This is a genomic window from Paenibacillus sp. 1011MAR3C5, from assembly GCF_003591485.1.
GTDB lineage: Bacteria > Bacillota > Bacilli > Paenibacillales > Paenibacillaceae > Pristimantibacillus.
Window position 1 is genome coordinate 189,288 of the sequence record NZ_QZCF01000002.1, and the last position, 26,273, is coordinate 215,560.

At 49.2% G+C, this 26,273-nt stretch carries 22 protein-coding genes, 1 pseudogene and 1 riboswitch; of the genes and pseudogenes, 18 read left to right on the forward strand and 5 right to left on the reverse strand.

Features of this window, described 5'->3' with window-relative positions:
- Positions 1 to 72: 72 nt before the first annotated feature.
- Positions 73 to 237, forward strand: coding sequence for a hypothetical protein (locus tag D3P07_RS26870; protein ID WP_182914197.1), 165 nt, complete (start codon positions 73 to 75; stop codon positions 235 to 237).
- 365 nt (positions 238 to 602) lie between these two features.
- Positions 603 to 1,075, forward strand: a pseudogene (locus tag D3P07_RS28020) (winged helix-turn-helix domain-containing protein); the annotation flags it as partial.
- Between the two features lie 18 nt (positions 1,076 to 1,093).
- On the opposite strand, the gene D3P07_RS27425 reads toward D3P07_RS28020, so the two are convergent.
- Positions 1,094 to 1,219 carry a hypothetical protein gene (locus D3P07_RS27425; protein ID WP_259391375.1) on the reverse strand — a complete coding sequence of 42 codons (126 nt, stop codon included), beginning with the start codon at positions 1,217 to 1,219 and terminating at the stop codon, positions 1,094 to 1,096.
- A 300-nt stretch (positions 1,220 to 1,519) separates the two neighbouring features.
- On the opposite strand from D3P07_RS27425, the gene D3P07_RS05705 reads away from it, so the two are divergent.
- From D3P07_RS05705 to D3P07_RS05735, 7 genes are all read left to right on the forward strand, one after another.
- Entirely contained in the window at positions 1,520 to 2,092 is a 573-nt protein-coding gene (locus D3P07_RS05705; protein WP_182914198.1) for a helix-turn-helix transcriptional regulator, read from the forward strand.
- 172 nt (positions 2,093 to 2,264) lie between these two features.
- Positions 2,265 to 4,760, forward strand: coding sequence for an excinuclease ABC subunit UvrA (uvrA, locus tag D3P07_RS05710; protein WP_119799143.1), 2,496 nt, complete (start codon positions 2,265 to 2,267; stop codon positions 4,758 to 4,760).
- A 450-nt stretch (positions 4,761 to 5,210) separates the two neighbouring features.
- Positions 5,211 to 5,696, forward strand: a complete 486-nt coding sequence (locus D3P07_RS05715) for a MarR family winged helix-turn-helix transcriptional regulator (RefSeq protein ID WP_119799144.1) — start codon at positions 5,211 to 5,213, stop codon at positions 5,694 to 5,696.
- Positions 5,697 to 5,738: 42 nt separating this feature from the next.
- Complete coding sequence (locus D3P07_RS05720) at positions 5,739 to 6,959, forward strand: MFS transporter (protein WP_119799145.1); 1,221 nt, start codon at positions 5,739 to 5,741, stop codon at positions 6,957 to 6,959.
- A 708-nt stretch (positions 6,960 to 7,667) separates the two neighbouring features.
- Positions 7,668 to 8,093: a VOC family protein gene (locus D3P07_RS05725; protein WP_119799146.1), complete on the forward strand. Its 426-nt coding sequence runs from the start codon at positions 7,668 to 7,670 to the stop codon at positions 8,091 to 8,093.
- Between the two features lie 21 nt (positions 8,094 to 8,114).
- Positions 8,115 to 8,705 (forward strand): TetR family transcriptional regulator, encoded by a 591-nt coding sequence (locus D3P07_RS05730; RefSeq protein WP_119799147.1) that lies wholly within the window; start codon positions 8,115 to 8,117, stop codon positions 8,703 to 8,705.
- A gap of 139 nt (positions 8,706 to 8,844) precedes the next feature.
- Positions 8,845 to 9,267 (forward strand): VOC family protein, encoded by a 423-nt coding sequence (locus D3P07_RS05735; protein WP_119799148.1) that lies wholly within the window; start codon positions 8,845 to 8,847, stop codon positions 9,265 to 9,267.
- A gap of 65 nt (positions 9,268 to 9,332) precedes the next feature.
- On the opposite strand, the gene D3P07_RS05740 is transcribed toward D3P07_RS05735, so the two are convergent.
- Positions 9,333 to 10,055 (reverse strand): FadR/GntR family transcriptional regulator, encoded by a 723-nt coding sequence (locus tag D3P07_RS05740; protein ID WP_119799149.1) that lies wholly within the window; start codon positions 10,053 to 10,055, stop codon positions 9,333 to 9,335.
- Positions 10,056 to 10,180: 125 nt separating this feature from the next.
- On the opposite strand from D3P07_RS05740, the gene D3P07_RS05745 reads away from it, so the two are divergent.
- The 6 genes from D3P07_RS05745 (at position 10,181) to D3P07_RS05770 (ending at position 18,955) form a co-directional block, all read left to right on the forward strand.
- Entirely contained in the window at positions 10,181 to 11,596 is a 1,416-nt protein-coding gene (locus D3P07_RS05745) for an FAD-linked oxidase C-terminal domain-containing protein (protein ID WP_119799150.1), read from the forward strand.
- The gene (locus D3P07_RS05750) at positions 11,589 to 12,977 is read left to right on the forward strand and encodes a (Fe-S)-binding protein (protein ID WP_119799151.1); all 1,389 of its coding nucleotides are present in this window, start codon (positions 11,589 to 11,591) and stop codon (positions 12,975 to 12,977) included. The genes D3P07_RS05745 and D3P07_RS05750 overlap by 8 nt, the downstream gene beginning before the upstream one ends.
- A 143-nt stretch (positions 12,978 to 13,120) precedes the next feature.
- Positions 13,121 to 14,575 (forward strand): spore germination protein, encoded by a 1,455-nt coding sequence (locus D3P07_RS05755; RefSeq protein WP_119799152.1) that lies wholly within the window; start codon positions 13,121 to 13,123, stop codon positions 14,573 to 14,575.
- Positions 14,576 to 14,585: 10 nt separating this feature from the next.
- Positions 14,586 to 15,668: a GerAB/ArcD/ProY family transporter gene (locus D3P07_RS05760; protein WP_259391376.1), complete on the forward strand. Its 1,083-nt coding sequence runs from the start codon at positions 14,586 to 14,588 to the stop codon at positions 15,666 to 15,668.
- Complete coding sequence (locus D3P07_RS05765) at positions 15,661 to 16,782, forward strand: Ger(x)C family spore germination protein (RefSeq protein ID WP_119799153.1); 1,122 nt, start codon at positions 15,661 to 15,663, stop codon at positions 16,780 to 16,782. Before D3P07_RS05760 ends, D3P07_RS05765 begins: the two co-directional genes overlap by 8 nt.
- Positions 16,783 to 16,936: 154 nt before the next feature.
- Entirely contained in the window at positions 16,937 to 18,955 is a 2,019-nt protein-coding gene (locus tag D3P07_RS05770) for a methyl-accepting chemotaxis protein (RefSeq protein ID WP_119799154.1), read from the forward strand.
- A 107-nt stretch (positions 18,956 to 19,062) separates the two neighbouring features.
- On the opposite strand, the gene D3P07_RS05775 is transcribed toward D3P07_RS05770, so the two are convergent.
- Both D3P07_RS05775 and D3P07_RS05780 read right to left on the reverse strand, forming a co-directional pair.
- The gene (locus D3P07_RS05775) at positions 19,063 to 20,073 is read right to left on the reverse strand and encodes a Gfo/Idh/MocA family protein (RefSeq protein ID WP_119799155.1); all 1,011 of its coding nucleotides are present in this window, start codon (positions 20,071 to 20,073) and stop codon (positions 19,063 to 19,065) included.
- The gene (locus tag D3P07_RS05780; protein ID WP_119799156.1) at positions 20,070 to 21,056 is read right to left on the reverse strand and encodes a Gfo/Idh/MocA family protein; all 987 of its coding nucleotides are present in this window, start codon (positions 21,054 to 21,056) and stop codon (positions 20,070 to 20,072) included. Before D3P07_RS05780 ends, D3P07_RS05775 begins: the two co-directional genes overlap by 4 nt.
- A gap of 132 nt (positions 21,057 to 21,188) precedes the next feature.
- Here D3P07_RS05780 and D3P07_RS05785 point away from each other — a divergent pair, with 132 nt between their 5' ends.
- The 3 genes from D3P07_RS05785 (at position 21,189) to D3P07_RS05795 (ending at position 24,539) form a co-directional block, all read left to right on the forward strand.
- A complete protein-coding gene (locus D3P07_RS05785) occupies positions 21,189 to 22,073 on the forward strand; it encodes a helix-turn-helix transcriptional regulator (protein WP_119799157.1) in 885 nt (294 codons plus the stop codon).
- Between the two features lie 203 nt (positions 22,074 to 22,276).
- Positions 22,277 to 22,424, forward strand: a riboswitch (cyclic di-AMP (ydaO/yuaA leader).
- Positions 22,425 to 22,524: 100 nt separating this feature from the next.
- Positions 22,525 to 23,187 (forward strand): potassium channel family protein, encoded by a 663-nt coding sequence (locus D3P07_RS05790; RefSeq protein WP_119799158.1) that lies wholly within the window; start codon positions 22,525 to 22,527, stop codon positions 23,185 to 23,187.
- 11 nt (positions 23,188 to 23,198) lie between these two features.
- On the forward strand, positions 23,199 to 24,539 hold the full coding sequence (locus D3P07_RS05795) for a TrkH family potassium uptake protein (protein ID WP_119799159.1): 1,341 nt from the start codon (positions 23,199 to 23,201) through the stop codon (positions 24,537 to 24,539).
- Between the two features lie 417 nt (positions 24,540 to 24,956).
- On the opposite strand, the gene nagZ is transcribed toward D3P07_RS05795, so the two are convergent.
- A complete protein-coding gene (nagZ, locus tag D3P07_RS05800) occupies positions 24,957 to 26,255 on the reverse strand; it encodes a beta-N-acetylhexosaminidase (protein ID WP_119799160.1) in 1,299 nt (432 codons plus the stop codon).
- Positions 26,256 to 26,273: the final 18 nt, after the last annotated feature.

The window sequence follows — 26,273 nt, forward strand, 5'->3', positions numbered from 1 at the left end:
GGTTAAAGTATTGACAGATGCCTGAACCATTCTTATGTTGAAGATAACAAATTCGACATGAGAAGTGATCAGATGAATATGAGCCATTTCCAACACGACAACGATAGTTATATCGACATCTCGCCAGTCACGTCCTCTATGACGCAGATGAACATTGTCGTTTCGCCTGATCGCCGCATGATACAATTCGGGAACGATTACTGGACCGATTGGATGAAAGCGTCAGCCGCAAGCTGACGCTTATTTCCGCTCCGGCCGGTTATGACAAGTCAACGCTCGTCCGCAGCTGAATCCATGCCCGCAGCGTCAAGGCTGCTTGGGTATCCATTGAAGCGGCCGATATGAATGCTAGCCGTTTCTGGCGGACAATCGCCGCTGCTCTGCTTGTTGAGTATCCCGACATGAGCGAGCGCATGAAACTTCGAATGCCTCCGGGACAGTCCGGAGTTGACTCCTTGCTTTCCGCGATTCTAGAACTGTTGGCCGAATTGTCCGAGCCATGCATATTGGTTCTGGACGACTACCACCTCATCGCCAATCCACTTGTTCATCACAGCATGTCCGCCTTGCTGGAGCATGCGCCCTCTTCCTTCCGGATCTTGATGATTAGCCGCACGATTCCATCGATTCCCTTATCTCGTCTGCGCGTGAGCAAGCGGCTATCCCAGCTTAATGCTGAAGATCTTCGTTTCACGATAGAGGAAGCGGATGACCTTCAGCGGCTGACGCTATCGAATCCGCTTACCGAGACAGAGCTTGCCTTGCTGGAAGCGAAGACGGAAGGATGGGCAGCTGGACTTCTGCTTGCTTTTCTGTCGCTGCAAAACCGTCAGGACACTGCCGCTTACATTCAGGCATTCTCCGGCAGCCACCGATATATCTTTGATTACTTGGCTGACGAGGTATTAGGCGGGCTGGATGCCCCTCTGCTTGATTTTCTGCTGCTAACCTCGATAGCGGATCGGTTCACTGCCGAGTTGGCGGATGCGATTACGAGAAACAAGATGCCTATATTCTTCTGGACATGCTGGAGAAGAGCCATCTTTTTCTGATTCCGCTTGACGACAACCGCATATGGTACAGATACCATCATTTATTTTTGGAAGCATGGCGAAGCCGCTTGCCTGCCAGGGAAGGTACCGTCAGCGTCCATGAGCTTCATCGTCGCGCATCCCGTTGGTTTGACCAGCATCAGGCGTACGAGGATGCGATTGGCCATGCTCTTCTTGCCGGGGAGTTCTGCCCATACTCGTCCAGAATGGACGCGAATTGTACCGCGCGTCTATTGCCTTCTATTAGGGCGATATCGAGGTCTTTGTCGAGCTGCTCGATAGACATCGAGAGGGTCTGAGATCGTTTGCCTCGATTGTGAAGGTAGTCAATTTGGGCGAAGCGCTGTTGAACCGCGGTCCGATCGGTTTCGGGGGCAGGCTGAACAAGATGGCCGATCTCTCCGCCAAGGTTTCGGGTTCAGAAGAGCGCAGACATATGGTTCATCATGCCTTGCAAGGACATGGCCATGTATTTCGGCAGATCTGTATTACGAAAGGAATGCGTTGGACAAGGTGAAGCCGTTGCTCGATTTGGCGTTGTCATCACCTGCGACGCCATCCGGACTTGGCGTGTGGGTTCCGGCGATGATCTTGCAGTCCAAACTGCGCAAGGTAAGCCGTTACAATCAGACAAAGCGCTGGACCAAGCGCTCAGGCTCGCAGAGCCAGAGGGATATGTCCGTCTCTTTTTGGATGAGGGGAATGGGGTGCGCCAATTGCTGAAGCAGAGATTGACGACGGGGCTTGCAAACGATATTCGCCCGTATGTGGACAAATTACTGGACGTCATGGAAGAAGAGTCTGGCGCTCTCTTGGATGCGGGATATGCAGACACTCTCCTGGAACTCGATTCGCTCACCGCGCGCGAAAGGGACATATTGAAATGCATGGCCGACGGATGCAGCAATTCGGAGATTGCCGCTAGCTTGTTTTTGTCGCTAGGTACAGTCAAGCGCTACAGCCATAACATCTATCAGAAGTTGAATGTGAAGAACAGGGTGCAGGCCATAACGAAAGCAAGAGAGCTGCGATTGCTCTGATAGATGCCAACCTTTATAAAATAGGGTTAGCTAGCCTCGCGTGGAAGCTTAAAGCACCATGATAGGGTTAATATTGATCGTACCGTTATTATTTCATTCAACTTTAAGACTTGCATCAATGTTATAGAATGGAGGGGATTGGCTAGAAGAAAGCTCGGAGAGGGGTATTGCAATGAACGGAACGATTCAAATTCGTGGCGCCAGGGAAAACAATCTGAAAAACATCTCGCTCGACATTCCAAAGCATAAGCTGGTTGTCGTCACGGGGCCGTCGGGCTCCGGCAAGTCTACGCTTGCGATGGATACGCTGCAGCGTGAATGCCAGCGCCAGTACATGGAATCGATGGGGATGGTATCGGATAGCATAAGCAAGCCCAAAGTGGATTCCATTCAAGGATTGTCTCCCTCCATTAGTGTAGGGCAGCATCTGACGAACCGCAATCCGCGTTCCACGATCGGGACGGTAACAGACATCTATACGCTGATGCGGATTCTCTATGCCAAGCTGGGAGAGCGTCCTTGCCCGGCATGCGGTACGAGAATGGGTCCTGAAGCGGGAGTGGAACCCGCGAAGCTCGTCTCGGATGAGGAGGATACAGGGTACAACGAGAAAGTGGCATGTTCTTCATGCGGGCATCAGCTGGATAAGCTGACGATGTCCCACTTCTCCTTCAATAAGCCTGAAGGGGCTTGCGAGGAATGCAGCGGACTCGGTCATGTCGCAACTCTGAATACGGATGCCGTGTTCGATCAAGAGAAGAGTGCGCGGGATGGCGGAGTGCGATTCTGGTCGGGCATGTACATCGATTATAATGTAAGCATTTTGAAAGCCGCAGCCTCCCATTACGGGTTGCCATTCGATGAGAACGCCCCTCTAGCAAGCTATGACCCGGCGATGCTGGATCTGCTTTACTATGGTGCGGAGAGCGAAGCCTTCACTAGCCGGATGCCGGGTATGAAGCCGCCAAAGTCCGTGACGCAAGGCAAATTCGAAGGGGTCGTAACGGGGATATGGAGACGCTACAACGAGAAGGGCGGCGAATCCGGCGAGGCGGCTCTATTCCGGCAAAATAGCTGCGGCAGTTGCCGCGGAGCAAAGCTGAAGAAGGAAAGCCGCCTGGTCACAGTGAACGGAATAGCCATTCATGAAGCTTCTGCGCGGGCGCTTGGCGACGCACTGGACTGGCTTGAGTCGGTTAAGGCAGGTTTGTCGGAGGATGAGGAGCAGCTAGTTGGTCCGCTCGTCTATGATATGTCGATCCGCTTGAAGCGGATTATCGATACGGGGCTTACTTACATGTCGCTAGACCGACCGATTGTAACATTGTCCGGAGGGGAAGCGCAGAGGCTGCGTCTCGCTTCAATTCTGGGCTCAGGCTTGACGGGCGTGCTCTATATCCTGGACGAGCCTACTGCGGGTCTACATGCCCGAGATACAAGCGGGTTGATCGAAGTGATGAAGCAGCTTCGCGATCTGGGCAATACCGTGCTCATTATCGAGCATGACGAGGATGTCATGAAGGCAGCCGACCATATTATTGATATTGGTCCCGGCGCAGGTACGCAGGGCGGACAGGTTGTCGGACAAGGCAGCCTGCAGGACTTGATCAGTCAGCCGGATTCTGTAACTGGTGCGATCTTCCGGCAAAGAAGCGAGCGAGCTGAGCGTCCAAAGAGACGCAGCGGCAACGGTCAACATCTGACGATCCATCATGCTCATCTGCGCAACTTGAAGGGCATTACGGCTTCGTTCCCGCTGGGTTGTCTCATAGCTGTGACGGGCGTCTCCGGCTCCGGCAAATCCACCTTGCTGTTCGATCTGCTTGCCGCATCGGGACCGGATCAGCCGGCACCGGAGGGATGCGACCGAATTACGGGCTGGGAAGAAGCTGGCTCGCTCATTATGGTCGATCAATCCCCGTTGTCCCGTATGCAGCGTTCTAATATTGCGACGTACACGGACGTGTATACGCATTTACGCAATTGGTATGCGAGCTTCCCTGAGGCTAAGGCAGCGGGTCTGACGGCGAAGCACTTCTCCTTCAATACGGCAGGCGGCCGCTGCGAGGAATGCCAAGGACTTGGCGTCGTACCGATTCATATGCACTTCCTGCCGGAGATTGAGGTTCGTTGTCCGTCATGCCGGGGCAGACGATTCAAGGATGAGGTATTGGCGGTCACGTACGAGGGCTGCAGCATCTCTGATCTGCTGGACATGTCGATCGCAGAGAGTCTGCCTTTGCTGAGCGGCCAGAAAAAAATGACAGAGACGCTTCAATTGCTATGCGAGGTAGGACTTGGCTATTTGCAATGGGGCCAATCCCTCAGTACCTTGTCCGGAGGCGAAGGCCAACGAATCAAGCTGGCGAAGCAGCTGAGCAAAAAGACAGCACAGCATACCGTCTATTTGCTAGATGAGCCGTCCACAGGATTGCATACAGGCGATGTTCAGCAGCTGAAGGTGCTGCTGAACAAGCTGGTGGATGCAGGCAATACCGTAATTGTCGTGGAGCATAATCTGGAGCTCATCCACGACTCTGACTGGATTCTCGACATCGGTCCGGAAGGCGGCGAAGGCGGCGGGGATCTTGTTGCCGAAGGCACGCCTGAGCAGGTAGCGGAGTGCAGCCGATCCCATACAGGACGATACTTGAAGGAGCTGCTGTAACTAACTCGCTACAGTCAAGTGCAATTGTTTTTCGAAGCAGAGGCTGGTTAGGGTATCTGATTGTGAAGGATCATTGATTAGATAGATAAAACGGGAAGTTCGACGCCAAATGATATAAGCCACAATATGTCTGCCCCAACCTTTCAAGTTAACGCTTGGCATAATTCATGCCATAGCGTTTTGAGAGGCTTGGGGCCTTTGTTTTTTATTATAGCAGCGGAATCGGTCATTAGCCCATGCAATCCATGCGATACTTCGGTCATGAGCAACAACACGAGGCCGATGAGTGGCGTTAGTAGTATAATGATCGTCCAACCAATCATATGCTCGGACTATTAGATGAATTTCCATTGCCTCTATATAGTTGTTTAATATATAATTGTTTATGCAACTAATTGATTCGGATCCATAAATGATTGAATGAGATAACAATAAATGGAGGTGAGCAGTATGGAGCACAAGGAAGTGAAGGAGCAGAAACAGGAACAAGAACTGCCTATTGGTTCTGTCGGGTTCTTAATGGGAGTTACGTACCGTAAGCTAACAGCGCTGCTGCAGCAGCGACTGAAGGAATATGAGGTAACGCCCGAGCAGTGGTCGGTCTTGTATACGATCGTGCGCTCGCAAGGGCTGATTCAGAAGGAAATTGCCGATCGGACACATAAGGACAAGCCCGCGACGACGCGTATCCTCGATCATTTGGAGAGCAAAGGGCTTATCTACAAGCAAGTCGGCAAGCAGGATCGGCGCTCCTTTCTCGTCTACAGCACGGATAAGGGCCGTACGGTCATCGAGCAGACAATCCCGATCGAAGCGGGCATGACGGATGTCATTAAGTCTGTCGTATCGGAAGCTGAGCTTGCCCAACTGATGAATGTACTGCTGCGGATTCAAGCGCATGCCAGTCAAATGCTGGATCAGGAATCCAGAGAATAAGTTGCCGATGAAAAACTGAAAAATAAGGAATGGAGTTTTAACATGCAGCAAGACTCACAACAAGAACCGTTATGGACCAAATCCTTTTTGTCAATTACCGTTTGTTCCTTTTTATTATTTTTGAATTTGCAAATGCTGCTGTCGTCATTTCCGGCTTACGTGCAAAATGATCTTCATGCCGGCAATGTAGCCGTTAGTCTCGTAACCAGCGTATTTGCCCTTACAGCTATTGCAGCGCGCTTTATGACTGCGGCCTTGATGAAGCGGATGTCCAAAGATTATTTATTGATGGCAGGCTTGCTGCTCGCAGCTGTTACGACGCTGCTGTATCCTGTTGCGCATACGGTTGGCTCGCTATTGATCATGCGGATTGGCTACGGTGTTGGATTCGGTATGGCGAGCACGATATTGCCTACCTTGGTATCGCAGCTAATTCCTGCCCGCAGAATGGGCGAAGGGATCGGATACTTTGGCTTATCGACCAGCCTGGCCATGTCGATAGGGCCTATGATTGGCATGAATATGATGTCGGGTTTCGGTTTTGGGACGCTGGCGTCAGTCGGGACAGCTGTCGTGTTGCTGATTCTTCCGATATTGATTGTATCCAGAATTGTTCGGATAAAAGGAAACGCTCGCCCAATATCAATGACTGCTGCGGCTGTGTCCCGTGCTGCAGATGAAACGGGCTTTAACCATAAGCTCTGGCTGCCTGCTTTGCTGAACGTGATGTTATCTATCACCTACAGCGGTCTGTTAAGCTTTATCGTGTTGTTTGGAGAGTTCGCAGGCTTGAAGCAGGTCGGGATGTTTTTCCTGTTCAACGCTATTACGATCGTCATTATTCGGCCAATATCGGGCCGACTGTTCGACCGCAATGGTCCGGCAGCTGTGCTTATCCCGGCAGGACTGTCCGTAGCGGCAAGCATGCTGCTGTTGTCTTATACTCATACTATGAGCATGCTTATTGCAGCTGCTCTGCTGTATGGACTGGGCTTCGGGGCTATTCAGCCTACCTTGCAGGCTTGGATGCTGCGCACTTCTTCCAAAGAGCAATACGGCGCGGCGAACAGTATGTTCTACAACTCGACTGACTTTGGGGTTGCGGTCGGAGCCTTGCTTCTAGGAGCAATCGCTTCGATGACCGATTACGCATCCATGTACCGGTACTCGGCAGGAGTGATGGTCCTATTCGTTATATTGTTTTTAATTATTTACGCAAGTACAGGAACGTCCAAGCTGCGCAATAACGGAATAACGGAATAACGAATTAACTAAATAACGAATTAACTAAATAACTGTATAACTGAATCATAGTATTAACATAGATTATCTTTATTAGATTATCTCCATCAGATAACCTACAGCAGTTGATCTAGATCATCTAGGTTACTTCTAGATTAATTAGGTCATCAAGATCAACTAGGTCAACTAAATTCGAGGATCGGTACAGACTCATCATCTCTTGAGGAGAAGATGAGTCTTTTTTGTAGTTGAAGGAGACTGTTCTGGATTTCATGAAACGGTGAGAATGGCGGAACGGCCGGCTGTTCTTTTGGAAGGGCAAGTTAACCGGTATAAAATGAAGGAAGGCCTTATGTTGAAGCTGATACAGGGGGGATGCAAGGTCAGGTTGGCAATGCTCGCAAACTGTTGCATTCAAAGCCATAACCGATTCAAAGTCTTAAACCGATTCACTGTTTAATCGATTATATGTTTTCATTGTTCCAAATTGAATTGTTCCAAATTTTCACATCGCACCAAAGTCTGTATGGTATCAAAGTCTGTATGGTACTAAAGTCTTCTTGCATGCTGATTTTGTGTCTGCATGAATTCTGAATTCTGAGCTGAGGGGATAGTGAACCCATCTGTAAAAAACTATTTTGTCCCGCGCTATTTACATACATTCAGTATGTATGTTAATTTGAATAAAGAAAATAACAATCACACAACAAATAAGGAGCGTGGCCAATCATGCGTGTCAACAGTCTGTATTCCGTTATTCAAACCGAAAAACTTCAGGATAGTATCCGTTTTTACCGGGATAATTTTGGATTTCAAATCGTTTTTGAATCGGACTGGTATGCCAGTCTGAAGCTGGAGGAGGGCGGCTTTCCGTTTGAGCTGGCGTTGCTGGACTGCTCGCATGAAACTATACCTGCTAGCTTCCGGAGACCGGCAGCCGGATTGATATTGAATTTTGAAGTGGATGATGTTGACAGCGAATACGAGCGACTTGTCGTCGTAGGGAAATTGCCGCTTGAGCGGGAGCTTCGGGATGAGGATTTTGGGCAGAGGCATTTTATCATTAGCGATCCGAATGGTATTCTAATAGATATTATTAAAATTATCCCGCCTTCCGATGAGCAAAGCGGCTTGTATCAGGAGCAGGTGTGGTAAGGAAAGGGTTTGGGCCTGGTTATGAGAAGGACGAAGGAGGACGCCAACGAAACGCTGCGTAAACTGATCGGGGTTGCGAAAAAACACTTCACTGAGCATGGTTATGCAGGTGCAGCGTTGGAAGCTATCGCGGCTGATGCGGAAGTGACTCGCGGTGCGCTGTACCATCATTTCCGCAATAAACACGGATTGTTCCTCTCCGTGCTGGAGTCGGTTCAGCAAGAGGTGGGAGAACGGGTAGAGCAAGAAGCATCTCGCAGCGACGATCTGCGTGAACAGCTGCTGCTTGGCTGCCGCGCTTTTCTGACTGCTGCGGTAGAGCCGGAGAACAAACGCATTATGTTGATTGACGGGCCTTCCGTATTGGGCTGGGATACGTGGCGAATGCTGGATGAGAAAAATTCGATGAGCCACTTGCGCGAGCAGTTGACGCTGATGCAAGAGCAAGGCATGTTTGAAGCTGCATCCGTAGAGGCGCTTGCTGCCTTTATCTCCGGCGGATTGAACGAATCCGCGCTCCGAATGGCAGAGCTGCCGGATACCGCCGCTGCTATGGAGCAGACGATGAAGCTGATGTCCCATTTGGTGAGCGCTTGGGATCAGCGGCTATAACATTCGAAAAGACACATGCATCGAATGCTTGTCTGTATCATAAAAGATATTCGCAATCTATAAGAAACGCAAGCCGCAATTTCAGGTTATTATGATGATAGAATTAGGGATGTGCCACTAATATAAGAGGTGATTGTGTATGGCTTTATTGTCCAAGCAAATATTCGTGAATTTGCCGGTGAAGGACCTGGAAGCGTCGAAAACGTTTTTTGGCAGCATAGGATTCGAATTTAATCTAAATTTTACGGATGATAAAGCGGCTTGCATGATTGTCGGAGAGAACATCTTTGTGATGCTGCTTCAAGAGGACTTTTTCAAGGGATTCACCAATAAGGACATTGCCAATGCGGCTGCGACGACAGAGGTACTGGTTGGAATATCTGCCGACAGCAAGGAAGAAGTCCTGGCTCTCGTCGATCGGGCATTTGCTGCGGGGGCGAAGCCTAGCATCGATCCTGTTGACCATGGCTTTATGTATCAAGCTGGATTCCAGGATCTTGACGGACATATGTGGGAAGTTATGTATATGGATCCTAGCGCTTTGGAACAGCCTAGCGAATAGAAGGGTGCTTGCAACAACGTACGAGCCGCTACAAGGTCGGGGAACTGACTCTTGCAGCGGCTATTTTATGATTTGGCGTTCTGGATCGTTGCTTTCAGCACGGTCTCAACTTTGGTCAAGTGTTCGCCGATAAGCTGATTCGCCAAACTTGCATGGCGGGACTTAATGGCCTCGTAGATCGACCTGTGCTCGTCAAGCAGTCGCTCAGCCGTTGATTTCTCCTGGTAAAACCAAAGCTCTCGCGTTTTGCCGATCGTCTCACTTAGCCGCTGCGTCAAAGACTCCATGAGCTGAATGAGCAGCGTGTTGCGAGAAGCCGCCGCTATTGCGGCATGAAATTCAACGTCGGCTCTTTCACCCTCAACGGTGTCGCCTAGAAGAAGGGCGTGCTCCATCTTGTCCAATATGGCTTGCAGCTTAGCCAAATCCTCCTCAGTACGGCGCTCGGCCGCGTAGGAAGAAGTGCCGGCCTCCAACAGCTTGCGGACCTCCAGTATTTCCAGAATGGAGTTTGCTTCCTGGAATAGGGTGCTGCCTTGCGCATTCTCGCTAGGCAATACTTTCTTCACAAAGGTTCCTCCGCCATGGCGTATATCTAGCCAGCCGGTTGCTTTGAGCGCGCTTAGCGCCTCGCGGAGCGTAGAGCGGCCTACGCCGAACTGCTGCGACAGCTCAACAACCGACGGCAGCTTCGCCCCCGGTTCCCACTCGCCACTCGAAATTCTCTCTAGAATCAGACGGCTGACGATTTCATGCCCTTTCTCCGTTTCAATCTTCATATTGCGCATTTCTGAGTCCTCCATGAAATATTGCGAAATTGACTATATTTCTATCTAAGCATAAGCTATAATGAAAGAAAAGTCATCAGATGACCTGATCAATTATTTCATTGACCATGAATCAGGAGGTTCACATGCTAAAATCCGAAATTACAGCCAAGCTTCGCGCCATTGTAGGGGAGAAGCATTATCGCGATGATCAGGAGGCGTTGGTCGCCCATTCGTACGACGGCACACCGATGCTGCAATCGCTGCCGGACGGCGTTATTTATCCGGCTGCTACCGAAGAAGTGTCTCAAATTATGAAAGTGCTGAGCGAATACCGTATTCCGCTTGTTAGCAGAGGATCGGGCTCGAATCTGTGCGGTGGCACGGTTCCTTCCGAAGGCGGAGTCGTGATGGTCATGCACAGAATGAATCGCATTCTTGAGGTCGATATGGAGAACTTGACCGCTACTGTGCAGCCAGGGCTCATTACAGCGGAGATGATCGCTCATATTGAGGGTTTAGGCTTGTTTTATCCGCCGGACCCGAGCAGCATGAAGATCAGCACCATTGGCGGCAATATCGCTGAATGCTCAGGCGGTCTTCGCGGCCTCAAATATGGCACGACCAAAGACTATGTTATTGGCTTGGAGGCCGTGCTTGCGAACGGCAGTATTATTCGGACGGGCGGCAAGCTGATGAAGGATGTGGCAGGTTATGATCTGACCAAGCTTCTTGTCGGCTCAGAAGGAACACTTGCCATCATTACAGAAGCGACGTTGAAGCTGATCCCGCCGCCCAAAGCAAAGAAAACCATGCTGGCGATGTATAAGGATATTTACGGAGCGGCACGCACGGTATCTAAAATTATTGAGTCCAAAATCATACCGGCCACGCTGGAATTTATGGACAACCCAACGATTCGGGTAGTGGATGACTTCGCGAAGCTTGGGCTTCCGCTTGATATGGAAGCGGTTTTGCTGATCGAGCAGGACGGCGATCCGGAGACGGTAGAGCGAGATATAGCACGTATCCGGGAAATTTGCGAATTGGAGAAGGCGGATCGAGTGGAAGTGGCGGAGAGCCGCGAGGAAGCAGACCGGTTGTTGACTGCCCGCCGCAGCGCATTTACAGCACTGGCACGCCTTCGTCCGACAACCATGCTTGAGGATGCGACTGTGCCGCGTTCGAAAATTGCCGATATGGTGCTTCGTATTAACGAGATCGCCAAAAAATATAACGTTACCATCGCAACGTTCGGACATGCCGGAGACGGGAATTTGCATCCGACTGCGACTACGGATGCCCGTGATAAGGAAGAAGTGCATCGCGTCGAAGAAGCGTTTGCAGAAATATTCGAGGCGTCGATAGAGCTTGGCGGAACGATTACGGGCGAGCATGGCGTAGGGATTGTGAAGGCGCCTTATTTGGAATGGAAGGTAGGCGCTCCGGGTATAGAAGTAATGCGCGGCATTAAAGCGGCCTTTGATCCGCATAACCTGCTTAATCCGGGCAAAGTTTTCGCCAAAGAATCAAGAAAAAGGGTGGTTCTGCAGCATGGGTGAGACTAACGTGATGAAGAAACCAGACATCAAGCATACGAATCCGCTTGCACAGACATTATTGAACAAGCTGGATTATGACCAGCTTACCAATTGCATGCGCTGCGGCTTCTGTCTGCCTGCTTGTCCTACTTTCCGCGAGACAGGTGTTGAGCCGGAGTCGCCGCGGGGCAGGATTGCCCTTATGAAGGCGGTCGCTGACGGACTCATGGATCCGGACCAGATGTTTCAGGATCAAATGAATCATTGTCTGGGCTGCAGAGCTTGCGAACCGGTCTGTCCTGCGGATGTAAAGTATGGACAATTGATTGAACAGGCGCGAGATGCCATCGAGGATCATGCCTCGCATAGCGCTCCGGTCAAAGGGTTAAGAGGGCTGATGTTCAAAGGCGTCTTCCCGCACAGAGGAAGCTTGAAGCTGCTGGGCGGCTCGCTTGCTTTCTATCAGAAGTCGGGCCTGCGCAAGCTGGCTAGAGGAACAGGAATTATGCGCATGTTCCCAGACCATCTGCGCGAGATGGAGTCTATCCTGCCGGATTCGACTTCGAAAGGCGTCATTGAGCAGATCGGCACATTCTATCCAGCCAAAGGGACGGTCATTGCCCGCGTTGCCCTGTTCCGCGGTTGCATTATGGATGTGATGTTCGCCGGAACCAACGTAAACACCGTTGAGCTGCTGTCGGAAGCTGGCTTCGAGGTTGTTATTCCGAAGGAGCAAGTCTGTTGCGGTGCGCTGCATGCGCATAGCGGAGAGATGGATCAAGCGAGATCGCTGGCGAAAGTGAATATTGCGGTATTCAAGGAAGCGGGAATTGATTACGTTGTATCCAATGCCGGTGGCTGCGGCGCGCTGCTTGTCGAATACGATCATCTCATGCACGAAGACAGTAACCCGCAGGTCCGCGAGGATGCCAAGTGGTTCGCAGAGCGTGTCATCGATGTAAGCAAGCTGGTTGTGGAGAAAGGCCGCATCCCGCGGTTCGCCGAGCAAATGAACGGTCAGAGCGATGTGACAGTAACGTATCAGGATTCCTGCCATCTCCGCAATGTCATGAAGAGCTCGGGAGCGCCGCGCCAGCTAATGCGCAGCGTGGAAGGCGCATGTTTCGTCGAGATGAAGGAATCGGACCGCTGCTGCGGCTCCGCGGGCATCTACAATGTGACCCAGCCGGAGATGGCTGGCCAACTGCTGGAGCATAAGATGGAGCATGCGGCAACGACCAATGCGCGCTACATGCTGACGAGCAACCCGGGCTGCTTGCTGCAGATGAAGCTGGGCATCGAGAAGCATAAGCCTCCATTCAAGATGGAAGCGATGCATATTGTAGATTATCTGCATGAAAGATTGGTTTCAGCTCATGGGGATATGCCCAACAAGTCATAATCATACGTTTTATGCTGAAGCCGCCTAATGAAGGCGGCTTCTTTATATTGCCAAAAAAACAGCTCCCTATAGGATAATGCTGGTATGAATGGAACCGAATTGGCGAATAGTATGATCATCCGTACCGAAGGAGTGAGAAGAGCATGAAGTGCAATGAATCTGATGTGCAGCAGCAGGATCCATCGGAGCCCTCATCGCTCCCAACCTTGCAGCATATTCTGGAAAACTTTTCGGATTGCTGCGATCTCACTCATCGGGCCTTTCCCGCGATCGGCGTAGAATTGGTATACTTCAGCCATTTATTGGGCAGCGAAGAATTTACCAGGGATGTCATTATACCGCTCGACAAAGTCCGTCCAGACGATGTTAAGACTCTGCTGGAGCGCTCACAGTTTAGCTTGTCGACTGATTCCAAAACTGTGATCAAAGGGATTTTGGAGGGGATGGTTTCCCTTTTCCATGAAGGCCAGGTCTATCTGATCGATGTGTTCAAGCCGGATGCCAGGCCGATCACCCAGTCAGAGACGGAGACGGTTATTAATGGTCCGCATGATTCCTTCGTGGAAGCGGCGAATCTCAATTTATCACTCATCCGAAGAAGGGTCAGAAGCTCGCATCTGAAAATCATCAAGCTTCAAGTCGGTGAAGTGACCAAGTCCGATGTGTACATCTTGTATATGGATGGCATAGCGAATATGGAGCATGTCCATGAACTGGTTCAGCGTATCAAAAACATCGAGATCGATGCTGTACATGACGGCAATATGCTCATTCAATATATTGATGACTTTCCTAATTCGATATTTCCGTTGTTTCCAACGACGGAACGTACGGATGCAGCTGTATCCAAGCTGGTTGCCGGGAGAGTTATCGGCATCATGGATGGAAGTCCGTCGGTATTCTCGGCGCCGGCGTCCTTCTTTGAGTTTTTCTCGTCGCCTGACGATTATTATCAGCGCTGGGCGTTAGGCTCTGCCACTCGTATATTAAGACTTGTAGCATTTCTAATCACCATCACGTTTACCGCAATGTATGTAGCTGTCACGACTTTTCATTATGAAATGATTCCGGAGGATCTGTTGATTACGATTACAGAATCCAGAGCGCGAGTTCCTTTCCCGCCACTATACGAAGCGTTGTTGATGGAGGTCACGATAGAGCTGCTCAGGGAAGCGGGGGCCAGATTGCCGACCAAGATCGGTCAAACCATCGGTATCGTAGGCGGTATCGTTATCGGGCAAGCGGCCGTCCAGGCGGGCCTGACGAGTAATATCTTAATTATTGCAGTCGCATCTTCCGCAATTGCGTCATTCGTTATCCCAAGCTACGTCATGAGCGCCTCGATTCGTCTCGTCCGATTTGGATTGATCTTTTTGGCGGGTATGATGGGAACTCTGGGGCTTATGATGGGCTTTGCCTTGATCGTCATTCACCTATCGGGACTGACAAGCCTGAATACGTCTTATGTTACCCCGGTTGCTCCGTTTATGCCGAAGGATTGGCGCGACGTGTTTATTCGCGCTCCATTTTGGGCTTTGAAGGAAAGGCCTTCGCAATCCAAATCTCCAAACAAGGTGAAGAATAGAATTAGAAAGTAAGTGAGGGAAAATGGTGAAGGAGAAGCTGCATCCTTTTCATGTTGCATTGCTTATCTATATGATTCAATCCGGTGTGGTTGCATTCAGCATTCCGCGATTGCTGGCACAGAGCTTCGGCTATAACGGCTGGGCTTCCTTAGTGATATTCACAGTTATCTCCTCGTTTGCGATTTATCTCATCTCATGGGTATATCGTTTGGGCAAAGGAAAATCTATTTTTGAAATTCTCGAGGATGCAATTCCCAAATTTCTGTTGTACCCGATCTATGCCTTTTTTGTTGCTTTATGGTCGCTGTTTGGCTGTATGGTTGCAAAGCAATATGTAATCATTTTTCAAATGATTGCATTTCCTTCGACTCATCCCATGATGTTCAAAGCCTTAATTGATATTCTTGCTTTAATATTAGTGATTGGCGGCATCTATACCATTTCCAAAGCATCAACCAGTTTCTTTTTCATCATCATCTGGATGATGCTTCTGCTGATTTTTTTCTTAGAGGATTTTGAGTGGGCAAGGCTAACCCCTTTCTTCTTTCAAGGCGAAACGGATATGGTCATGGGAAGCCTCAATATATACACCGCTTTTTTAGGATTTGAGCTTGCTCTTCTGTTGTTTCCATACGCTGAGAAGAAAGGGAAGTTCATGAGGGCCGTCTATGCTGGCAATCTGATTACGTCTGTAACCTATCTCTTATTTTCTTTCGTTTGCTTTGGTTTCTATAGCTTCGGACAATTAACGAAGCTGAAGTATCCTATGCTTGATTTGCTTTCCTATATCCGGTTACCGTTCGTAGAACGAATTGAAAATTTATTGTTCGGTTTCTTCTTATTCACCGCTTTACTCACCATTGTGATGTATACATGGGCAGCGTTAGAGGTTGCGAGACGAATGGTTCCGAAAGCAAAGGCAAAGTGGCTCGCAGTCATCATATTCGCATTGGCATATGCTGTGTCCTGGATACCGGATGTCATAGGTGAAGTGGAGCAATGGCTGCAATATCTAGGCTATGTGGAAACGGCCGTTTCGTTTGTATTACCGCTTCTGTTAATTGCCATTTTATTGGTGAAGAAAGGAGCGGTGAACGATGATTAGAAGAATCGTGGTTGCCGCTGCGTTATTGGCTTGTCTGCTTAGCGGCTGCAGCGATCAACGTATATTGGAGAGGCTCGGTTTTCTCCATACAGCAAGCTATGATTTGATTCCGGTGGAGAATAAACATATGGAAGATCAATTAGAGGTATCTGTTACGTACCCGGTCATCGATGCTCAATTAAGGAAGGTGAAGTACGAAGTATTTAGTGCGACTGCACAGACAAGCAAGGAAGCTAAAATGAAAATCTCAAGGAAAAGTGAATTGAGTTTGGTGAACGGTCAGTTGCGCAGTACGTTGTTCGGATTGAGCATAGCGAAGAAAGGTCTTTGGGAGTATATCGATACGCTAGTGAGAGATCCCTCGATCTCTCAGCGCGTTAAAATAACCGTGGTGAACGGCAATGCTAATGAACTTTTGAAAAAGAAATATCCCTCCCATCAATCAACGGGGCAATATATAGATCGGATGCTGGAGAAGGAAGTGCGCTCGAATAACGTACCCGAGATTACAATATACGAATTTGCAAGGGATTATTTTGACGATGGTATTGATGTTATTGTGCCTATCATCAAGGACCAGGGGGTGGATATTGTCGTCGACGGCATTGCATTATTCGAAGGAGATCAATACAAGACCAAGCTGGATGCCGAACAAGCCATTTACTTCGCTTTTTTAAGGGACTCCTTTAAGCAGGGGGATATAAGCATTGATCTGAGTGAAGTAGGGTTACGCGGAGAATATATCTTCAGTACATTAAGCAGCAAAAGGGAACTGAATGTAAAGCGGGACAGCTCAGGTGCTCGCGAAGTGGAGATAGCTGTAGACATTAGAGGCTCCGTTCTGGAGTATACCGGAGATTTGCAACTCAGCGATCATGAAGAAAAAGAAAGGCTGGAAAAGCTAGTTTCGCATTACATTAGCCGCAAGCTGAATGCGATCATCAAAAAGATGCAGAAATACAAGGTGGACAGTATTGGGGTTGGAAAACATGTAAGAAACAGCATGACCTATTCCGATTGGATAAAACTGGACTGGAATCGTTTGTATCCGCAGACGAAGATTCAGACTAATGTCCATGTTACGATAAAAGACTACGGCAAGTTCGAAAGATAATGGATTCAGGGCAGGCAAATCGCTTGCTCTTTTTTGTGTCTTGGTAACAAGAGACGAGCCTTAAAAAATTCATGAATTTGTGTCGAATTATTCATTGTTTTGTCGAATATATCCGATGAATGAAATATGAATTGCACCATTGGGGGGACTTAAAATGAAAATCGCTGAATGGAAATGGATGAAGAGCATAAGGGATTCGGTACGCATCAAGTTTATCACCTTGCTCCTAAGTTTAACCGTTGTGCCGGTCGTGCTAATCGCTGGGTTGTTGACCAGTCTATTTACAGATATTGTAGAGAAAGATGTCAAGGCACAGCAAGTGATTATTGCCTCATCGAACGCAACCGTACTGGGGGATTTTCTACAAAGCAAAGTATCAATCGTGGAAAGCATGGTGGAGACCTATAACAAACAGTTTATAAATGGTGACGAAGAGACGATCCTTACATTATTGCAGTCCATGAAGGCTATGAGTCCGGATGTCAAATCCTATACATACGCTCCGGAGTCTGGACAATCCATCAGCGATAATAAGGAAATATTGGACTTGTCTAAATTCAGCAACTTTATCCGGATTAAGGAAGAGAAGACAGTCGCCATATCGGACATTCTTCCAGATGGGGTTTCCGGCGAGAATATCATTATCATAGACGTGCCGATTCTGGATGATCAGCAGCAATTTCAAGGATTGGTACAAGCGATTGTTAATCCAAGCCGCATTCTTGATAACCTGAACCGCAACAAAATGAGCGAGTCCAGCTATGTGTACTTGCTGGGACAGGACGGTTCCTACCTGGCTCATCCGGATAATGAGAAGGTCGGACAAAACTTCAGGGAGCATGCCAATGAAGATAAGATCAAGGCGTATACAGAGCAGGTCCTCATTCGGGAAAACGGCAATGTTTTCTATTCCGAGCCTGATGGACTGAATAAGCTGGCAGCGTATGCAGCCGTCGAATTGACGGGTTGGAGGGTGATTGTATCCGGGGATGAAGAGGAACTCATGAGCAGTGTTACCAAGGCGAGGGGGACGGGAATACTTGTTATCGTTCTATGCTCGCTTGCAGTAGCGATTATCTCCTATTTTGTTGCAGGCTTTATCCTGCGCCCGATTTTTGCGATGTCGGGGCTCATGACGAAAGTATCCTCAGGAGATTTGACGGACCGATTGCCAGTCAAGGGCAATGATGAGCTGGATCGGTTAAGACTGAATATGAACGAGATGTTGGATTCGTTCAAGATGACGCTGATGAAGCTGTCGGAGGCCGTAGAACATACTGCGGTTTCATCCGAGCAATTGACGGCCATATCGGTTGATTCGGCTGCAGCAGCAGAGCAGACGGCGGTTGCAGTCGATCGGGTTGCCACAGGCGCCAAGTCACAGCATCATGGGTCGGAGCAATCCGCCATAGCAATGGAAGAGATGGCGGTCGGCATTCAGAAGATTGCCGAGTCTTCCGGGGTCGTAAGCGAGCATGCACAGATGATGCATGCCGATGTCATGGAAGGAGACCGCATCGTACAGCTCGCGGTCGGTCAAATTACGCAAGCAAACGGCGCTGTCGGCCGGTCGGCTGAAATGGTGCGTGAACTGGAAGCGAAGACGGCGGAGATTAACGGGATTGTGGGTTATATTTCGGAGATCGCGAGCCAGACCAATTTGCTCGCGCTTAATGCATCAATCGAAGCAGCGCGCGCAGGCGAGCATGGCAGAGGATTTGCTGTCGTTGCCGAGGAAGTGAAGAAGCTTGCTGTACAGACGACTGAGGCGACAGTATCCATCGGTTCGATCTTGCATGAGATTCAGAGATCGACGGCATCGACGTCGACCGCCATTGCGGAAGGGATCGGCGAGGTTCATAAGAGTGTGGATCAGTTCGAGCAGGTTGGACAGGCTTTTGAAAGTATTATGACAACAGTGAATGGCGTATCTGCACAAATTCAGGAGGTGTCCGCTGCGACGGAGGAGCTGTCTGCCAGCACCGAAGAAGTATCGGCATCTATGCAGGAGATAGTTGGCATATCCGAGCACGCTCTGCAGGAGCTGGACCAAATCTCGGAGGGTACGAGACGGCAGCGTGATTCTATGAAAGAAATATCCTCGTCTTCGGAATCCTTAAGCCGTATGGCTACCGAGCTGCAAGAGCTTGTAGCGTTATTCAAGTTAAAGTAGATAACTCCACCCCGCTTGCCAAAAAGGACCTCAGCCCGCCAGAGAGCGGTTTTGAGGTCCTTTTACACGATCAAGGAGATGTTTCTGTTCAGAGCGTACTCGTAATGTTACGGCTTGTATGATGAATCGGATCGCAGCTTGACGGGCTGGCCTTCTTGAATCGATTGGTAGCCGGCAAGAGCGACGGCTGCAGAACGCATGCCGTCCTCTCCCGTAATTGGTACGGGAACGCCGCTGCTGATGGCTTGTACGAAGGAACGAATCAGATACAGATCCATATTGTCCCCCCAATAGCTCCACTGCCCAAGTCCGACTTGTTGACTGTATACTTCATTGACTTGAGCCAGCGAATCGACGGACAATACGCCTTTTGTGCCGATAATCTCCATGGTGACATCCCCCCATGTCGGGAATGGGGGCTTTCGAGACCAGCTTGTATCGACAACCCCGAATGCACCGCTTTCGAATTTCACATGAATCATCCCGGCATCGTCCACCTCAAGCTGCTCATTGAACAAAGTGGAGGCATAAGCGTATACTTCAATTGGCTCAGAGCTGGTAATCCAGCGCATAAGGTCCATGACATGCACGGTATGGTCGAGAAGGGCACCGCCCCCGGACAAGCTGCGGTCGACGAACCAGCCGGACGGTGCTGTACCGCGATTGGTGCCTTTGATCGCTACGATCTCGCCGATCTCGCCGCGTTCAACAGCTTGCTTGGCTTGTACGACTGCGGCAAGATAGCGGCAAGGAAAGGCCGTCATAAGCTGAACATAATTGCGCTTACAGGCATCAATCATGTCATTCATCTCTTCGACAGAGATACCGAGCGGCTTCTCACACAGCACATGAACGCCTTTGCTTGCGGCAGCGATTACAATTTCGGCGTGCAGCGCGTTCTCGGAGCAGACGACGACTGCGTCCAGCGGCTGCTCAAGCAGCACATGATAGTCGTTATAGTACGTAATGTTATGCTTGGCTGTTACTTCCGCTACTCGAGCGTGGACAGGATCTGCAATACCAACGATCTCAACTTCTGGGACGGACAGCAAAGCATCTAGATAAGAAAAGGCATGCTCATGTGCGAAGCTGATCATACCAACCTTTAAGTTGCTCATTGCGCGTTGCCTCCTTTCAGATAGACAGCTTTTCCGGTAGCAGCGCTTTCTCTTGCATAAAGGGCTAATTCAAGCGCTTTGTAGGCATCGGCTGCAGTCACGATCGGCTCGCTTCCATCTTCTATGCTGCGAATAAAGTGCTCCAACTGCAGCTCATACGGGCTTCTGTATCCCGGACTTCCCGGTATGACGACTGATCCGGTCGAATCGCTGCTTGCTTTGTTCTTGACGATTTGGAGCGAGCTGCTCTTCAGGCTGTTGGCTCGAACGATACCGGCGCTGCCGGCAATTTCAGCTTTGGTATGGAACGGCCCTGGATAACCCCAGTTCGCTTCCACATTCGCAATTGTACCGTTTTCGAAGCGCAAAGTGACCAGAGCATAATCGAGCTCCTCTTGTTTCGCGTTCAGCGCGTATATGCTTTCGACCTCACCGAAGCATGAACGAAGGAAGTCCAGATCATGAATCATCAAATCGACGATGACGCCTCCGCTCAGCTTTTCATCATGGAACCAGCTGCCCGGATGTGCGCCAATTCGGCTTGCGTGCGCGACTGCCGGACGACCCAGTTTTCCGCTGTCCAGTGTCTGCTTAAGATGGATGTAATCGGGGAAGAAACGTACGACATGACCTACAAATAAGCGAACATTGTTTTCTTCACAGGCGTTCATCATTTCCCGGGCGTCTTCAAGCGAAAGAGCAATAGGCTTTTCGCAAATAATATGCTTTCTTGCTTTTGCAGCTTCAAGCGTATATTCTTTGTGTAAATAAGTAGGCAGAGCGATGCTTACCGCATCAAAATCCGCATTTGCCAGCATGTCATCGAACGAGTAATACGCGACTGTTCCTGTCTGCTCAGCCAATGTATCGGCCAACTGACGATTTGCATCGCAAACACCTGTTAATTGCACGTTTGCAAGGCTGGCGTATATACCGGCATGAATAGCACCCATGCCTCCGCAGCCTAGGACTGCAACTTTCATAGAGGGTCACCTTCCTTTATTTGTGATTAGCTATGTCTTAATCATACTAGGGAAGAGCAGCAGGCGTATATGCCATTATTTAATGGTTTTGTATCCATTTTCAACATTTGAACATTTGGGAGCGGGATCGTCTTGGACATCATCAAAGAGCCTATTCATTACCAGAATCAGCAGCTCTGCCTGAAAGTATGGACGTTTCTCCAAGAAGGCCACTTCGGCGCGGAAATGCCAAGCTGGCACTATCATAAGGAAGTAGAGTTTATTCTCGTATTAGAAGGTGTGCATGAGATGCATACGTTAGGCCAAGCCTATCGCCTGGAACAGGGCGATGTGATGGTGATTGGCTCCAATCAGCTTCATCGAGCCGTAGGTCATGCAGGGCATGAAGCAGAATATATCGTGCTTCACGTCGATTTGGAGCCGTACTTCGATCCGGCAACGATCAACTATTTAAGCTGTTTCTTGGAGGTGCTTCAGCCGCTTGACGGAATGAATGACCGGTTTGCATTCAATCCAGATGCAAGGGAGGCGGTCGGACGCGCGATCTCCAGCATTCATGAGGAAGTCATGGCCAAGCGCCATGGCTACGAGGTAGCGGTCAGCATGCATATCAAAGCGTTGATGCTTACCATGCTGAGGCATGACACGAACGGCATATTATCTCCGGGCGGAAAGCTGGACGCTCACGTGCTTAAGCCTATTATTGCTCTTATAGACGAACGTCTAGGCGAGAAGATACACATGGCGGAACTGAGCGCTTTAGCCGGAATGAGCTATGTATACTTCTCTAAGTATTTTAAAGCGCATATGGGACTGTCGTTCACTGAGTATGTCAATCGGCGACGTATCGCTAAAGCCACGCGTCTGCTGGCTCTGACAGACCGGAAAATAACAGATATCGCATATTCCGTTGGACTGGAAAATATGGCGCACTTTTATGAAATGTTCAAACGCTTCAACGGCTGCACGCCAAAGCAATTTAAATTACAAATGGTGTTGTCTGAGGAACCGGACTAAATTCCCTCTAATGTCCAACTTCGATGAAATGTATATCCGCTAGTTGAGAAAATCATCAATAAACGAATAAAATGCAAGATCGGCTGATAGCGCCATGTATGTAAGCGTTCTTATCGGGCTTTTTAGGCTTTTTCCGGCGAAACATGTCTGGAATGCGCTTTTACAAAACATTCGGAAAGGAGTAGCATTAGGCTCATAAATGAATAAGCGTAACGCTCAATGGTCCGTTAGGATCAGCGGGGGAACCAAAGCGATCTATTGGATCGCAGGGGTGAATCCATAGTTATATGGTAGGGAGCTCTCGACTTCCGAATCCGTCAGCTAACCTCGTAAGCGTTGTTCGGGAGATAAGTGCGCGCGCTTGTGTTCGTCATGACCACAGAGAGCCTGTTTCTCTGTGGTTTTTTGCTGTGTGCAATCAACAATGATAAGTAGAAGAGAGGCTCATCAGATGGGAAAACAATTTGTAGTCATTGGGTTAGGAAGATTCGGGGGAAGTGTGACGCGAACATTGCTATCGCTTGGCTACGAAGTTATGGGCATCGACAAGGATGAGCGGAGAGTACAGGAATATGCTCCTATCTTGTCCCATGTCTATCAAGCGGATTCAACCGATGATCAGGTGATGCGGGAACTCGGCGTGCGCAATCTGGACCATGCGATTGTAGCCATAGGTGAAAATCTCCAGTCCAGCATATTGACCACATTGATTCTTAAGGACATCGGCGTAAAGTTCGTAACGGCAAAGGCAACAAGCGATTACCATCAGCGGGTGCTTGAAGGCGTCGGTGCGGACCATATCGTTCATCCGGAGCGTGATACGGGAGTTCGGGTAGCCCATCAGGTAACCTCTAAAAATATGATTGATTATTTGGAGCTATCTCCCCAGCATAGTCTTGTCGAGATGATTGCGCCGCCAATCTTCTGCGGGAAAACGTTGAAAACATTGGACTTCAGAGCCAATTTCGGCTGCAGCGTCATGGCAATTCGCAGAAAAGACAATGATCTGGTTGTTTCCCCGCATGCGGACGATTGTATATTTGAAGGCGACATGCTGGTCATCATCGGTAAAAATAGTGACATCACCCGTTTTGAGAGGACTTTTGCAGATTAGAGGGGTAACTTATGGATTTGGCTAGGTTGAAAAAGCGGGAGATAAATCCCCATCAATGGTCCGTTATCGGATTCGCTGTTATCATTTTTATCGGCGCTATCCTGCTGGCTTTGCCGTCTTCCTCCACTAGCGGCAAGTCAATCGGTTTTCTTGACGCCTTATTCACTTCGACTTCTGCTGTATGCGTGACAGGTTTAGTGGTTCTCGATACCGGATCGGATTTTACGTTATTAGGTCAAGGAATCATTTTGCTGCTAATACAGATTGGCGGAATGGGCTTTATGGTTTACGGCGTTATCATTGCATTGCTGCTTGGAAAAAAGATTGGCTTGAGGCAGCGTGTCTTCATCCAGGAATCAACGAAATCAGCCTCCATCCAGGGGCTCGTCAAGCTGGTGCTTAGCATTGTCGTCATAACGCTCAGCTTTGAAGCGGCAGGCGCATTTGTATTATGGCTCCGATGGATGCCGGAATTGGGAGTGGGCGAGTCCGCGTATTACGCTGTTTTTCATGCAGTCTCCTCTTTCAATAATGCAGGTTTTGGCTTGTGGTCTGACAGCCTGGTTCGATATGTCGGAGATCCGATCGTCAATATTGTGATTTCTTTCTTATTCATTTTCGGCGGAATCGGATTCATCGTCATTGTCGATATTGTGAAAAAGCGCAGATGGAGCTTGTTTGCCCTGCATACCAAAATCGTTCTTCTTATCTCTGCGCTTCTAACCGTTGGCGGATTCATTCTTATTCTAATACTGGAGCTGCTAAATCCTGCTGTGTTCGGCGGATTAAGCTGGAGCGAAAAGCTGTGGGCTGCATATTTTCAAAGCGTTACAACGCGAACGGCTGGCTTCAATTCCGTAGACCTGGGAGGGCTGTTGACCGCTACTCAGTTCTTGATGGTATTTCTGATGTTTGTCGGTGCGTCCTCTGGCTCAACGGGCGGCGGGATTAAGACCAACACACTCATGATTCTGCTTGTAGCTATGTATAGCAGTATTCGCGGCAGAAGCCAAGTGCATATTTTCAAGCGAAAAATATCGCATAATATCGTACTTAGCGCCCTGTCCGTTATTCTTCTGTCGCTCGGGCTAGTATTGTTTGTATCTTTTCTGCTAACGATTACGGAAGGCGGAAAAGAATTTATCGACCTCTTGTTTGAGGCAACCTCGGCATTTGGCACGGTAGGCATGTCGGTAGGCATTACGCCTGATCTGACCCCGGCCGGCAAGATGATTATTATCTTTACCATGTTTGCAGGACGGCTAGGCCCGCTGACGCTCGCCTTTGCACTTGCGCGTAAACTAAAAGTAAGCAAAATCGGATATCCCGAGGAAAAGATTTTAGTCGGATAATGGTGTAGGCAAATATGTGCAAGGCTGTTGTTATACAAGGGAGAAGCTTTTTACTGGATGAAGAACACGTTCTGCGGAATCGGCGACAAATATGCTCAAAGCTACATGAATGAATATTGTTTAAGATTAAATGCAGCCTTAGGCGCTAATGAGCGTGCTTATGAGTATGTTGCCGGCCTTTCATTTCGCTCTCTTAATCAGGTTGCGTAGAACATAATAATTTTTTACTGAACCGCTTTCTTCTCGCGGGGCCTCCTGAGCAGAGGGAGAGTGAGCAGGGTAGTGGGGGGAGGAGAACATCTACTGAATAGGGAATTAGTGGCAACATTTGCAGAAGGAATTGTAGTTTTGTAGGTGGGGTTACATGGACAGCATAGCATCGTGATGAGATATTGGAGCCAACAAAAGCCCGGGCCGTTATGGCCGGGCTTGAAGTGCGTTGTTGATGACTTCGTTGACAGCGGAGACGTCTACATCCGGAGTTGCGTCGTCGTTGAGTTGGTACTTTTGCTTTAGGCTGAGTACACGATAGACGCTTTCGTTCAACCGTTCCTCGGTTATTTCGCCGGAGTGGACGGCTTGTCTTAGGGCATCAAGCGCTTCGATTCGCAGCTTCTCTTCATGGCTAACGAGCACGATGTCTACGCCCGCATGGATAGCGGTTACGGATGCATCTCCGATTTTGTTGCCATTCAGCAAGCCGCCCATCGTCATATCATCCGTTATCACGACTCCCTCATATCCCAGCTTCTCACGCAGCAAGTCGTTGATTACGGCTTTGGATATAGATGCAGGGTGTTTGGCGTCCAAATCCATCATGAGCAAATGCGCGACCATAATGGCGTCAACATCCTGCTCGATGGCCTCTTTGAAAGGAATGAGCTCGAATTTCTCCAGCTCCTCCAGCGTTTTATGAACAAGAGGCAAATCATAATGCGAGTCCACGGAAGTGTCGCCATGTCCCGGAAAATGCTTGACAACCGCAGCTACGCCTTCCGATGTGATGCCGTCCAATGCCTCCAGTCCATGAGCAATGACTTTGTCAGGGGTGGAACCGTAGGAACGGTCGCCGATGACAGGGTTTTTAGGGTTGCTGTTAATGTCCAGTACCGGCGCAAAATCGAGATTGAAACCAAGCGCCTTTAGCTCGGTGCCTAAAGCCTTTCCGATTCCGTTTGTATACGGCAAGTTGTCGGCTGCCGCTACATGGCCCGCTGCCGGGATTTTTACGAATTCGGAAGACATGCGGCTCACTCTGCCGCCTTCTTGATCGACGCTTAACCATAGCGGAATATCGTTGCTATTATTGGTTTGTTTCAGATCATTCAATAGCGCATGCGTCTGCTGCGCGTTTTTGATGTTGTCTTTGAATAATATGAATCCGCCGACCTTATAGTCTTGGATCATTTTTTGGGTGAATCCATTCATTTCGGTTCCATCCAAGCCTACGATGACGAGTTGTCCGATTTTTTCGTCCAAACTCATTTGATTGACTTGCTCCTGAATCGGATCTAGTTGCGGATCAGGCGTTGGCGTTGCTGCTGTCTCGTCCGAAGGATCTGGATTTGGCGTGTCTGTCTGGATAGGCGGACTGGAGCTTGTCTGCCCCGGGGCAGGATCTATGCTGTTCGAACCTTGGTTGGATGTTCCGCAGCCAGCTAGCAGCAAGGCTGGGAGCAACAAGAGAACGAACCATTTGTAAGCTGTTTTTTGCATTTGTTGCGTCACCTCATT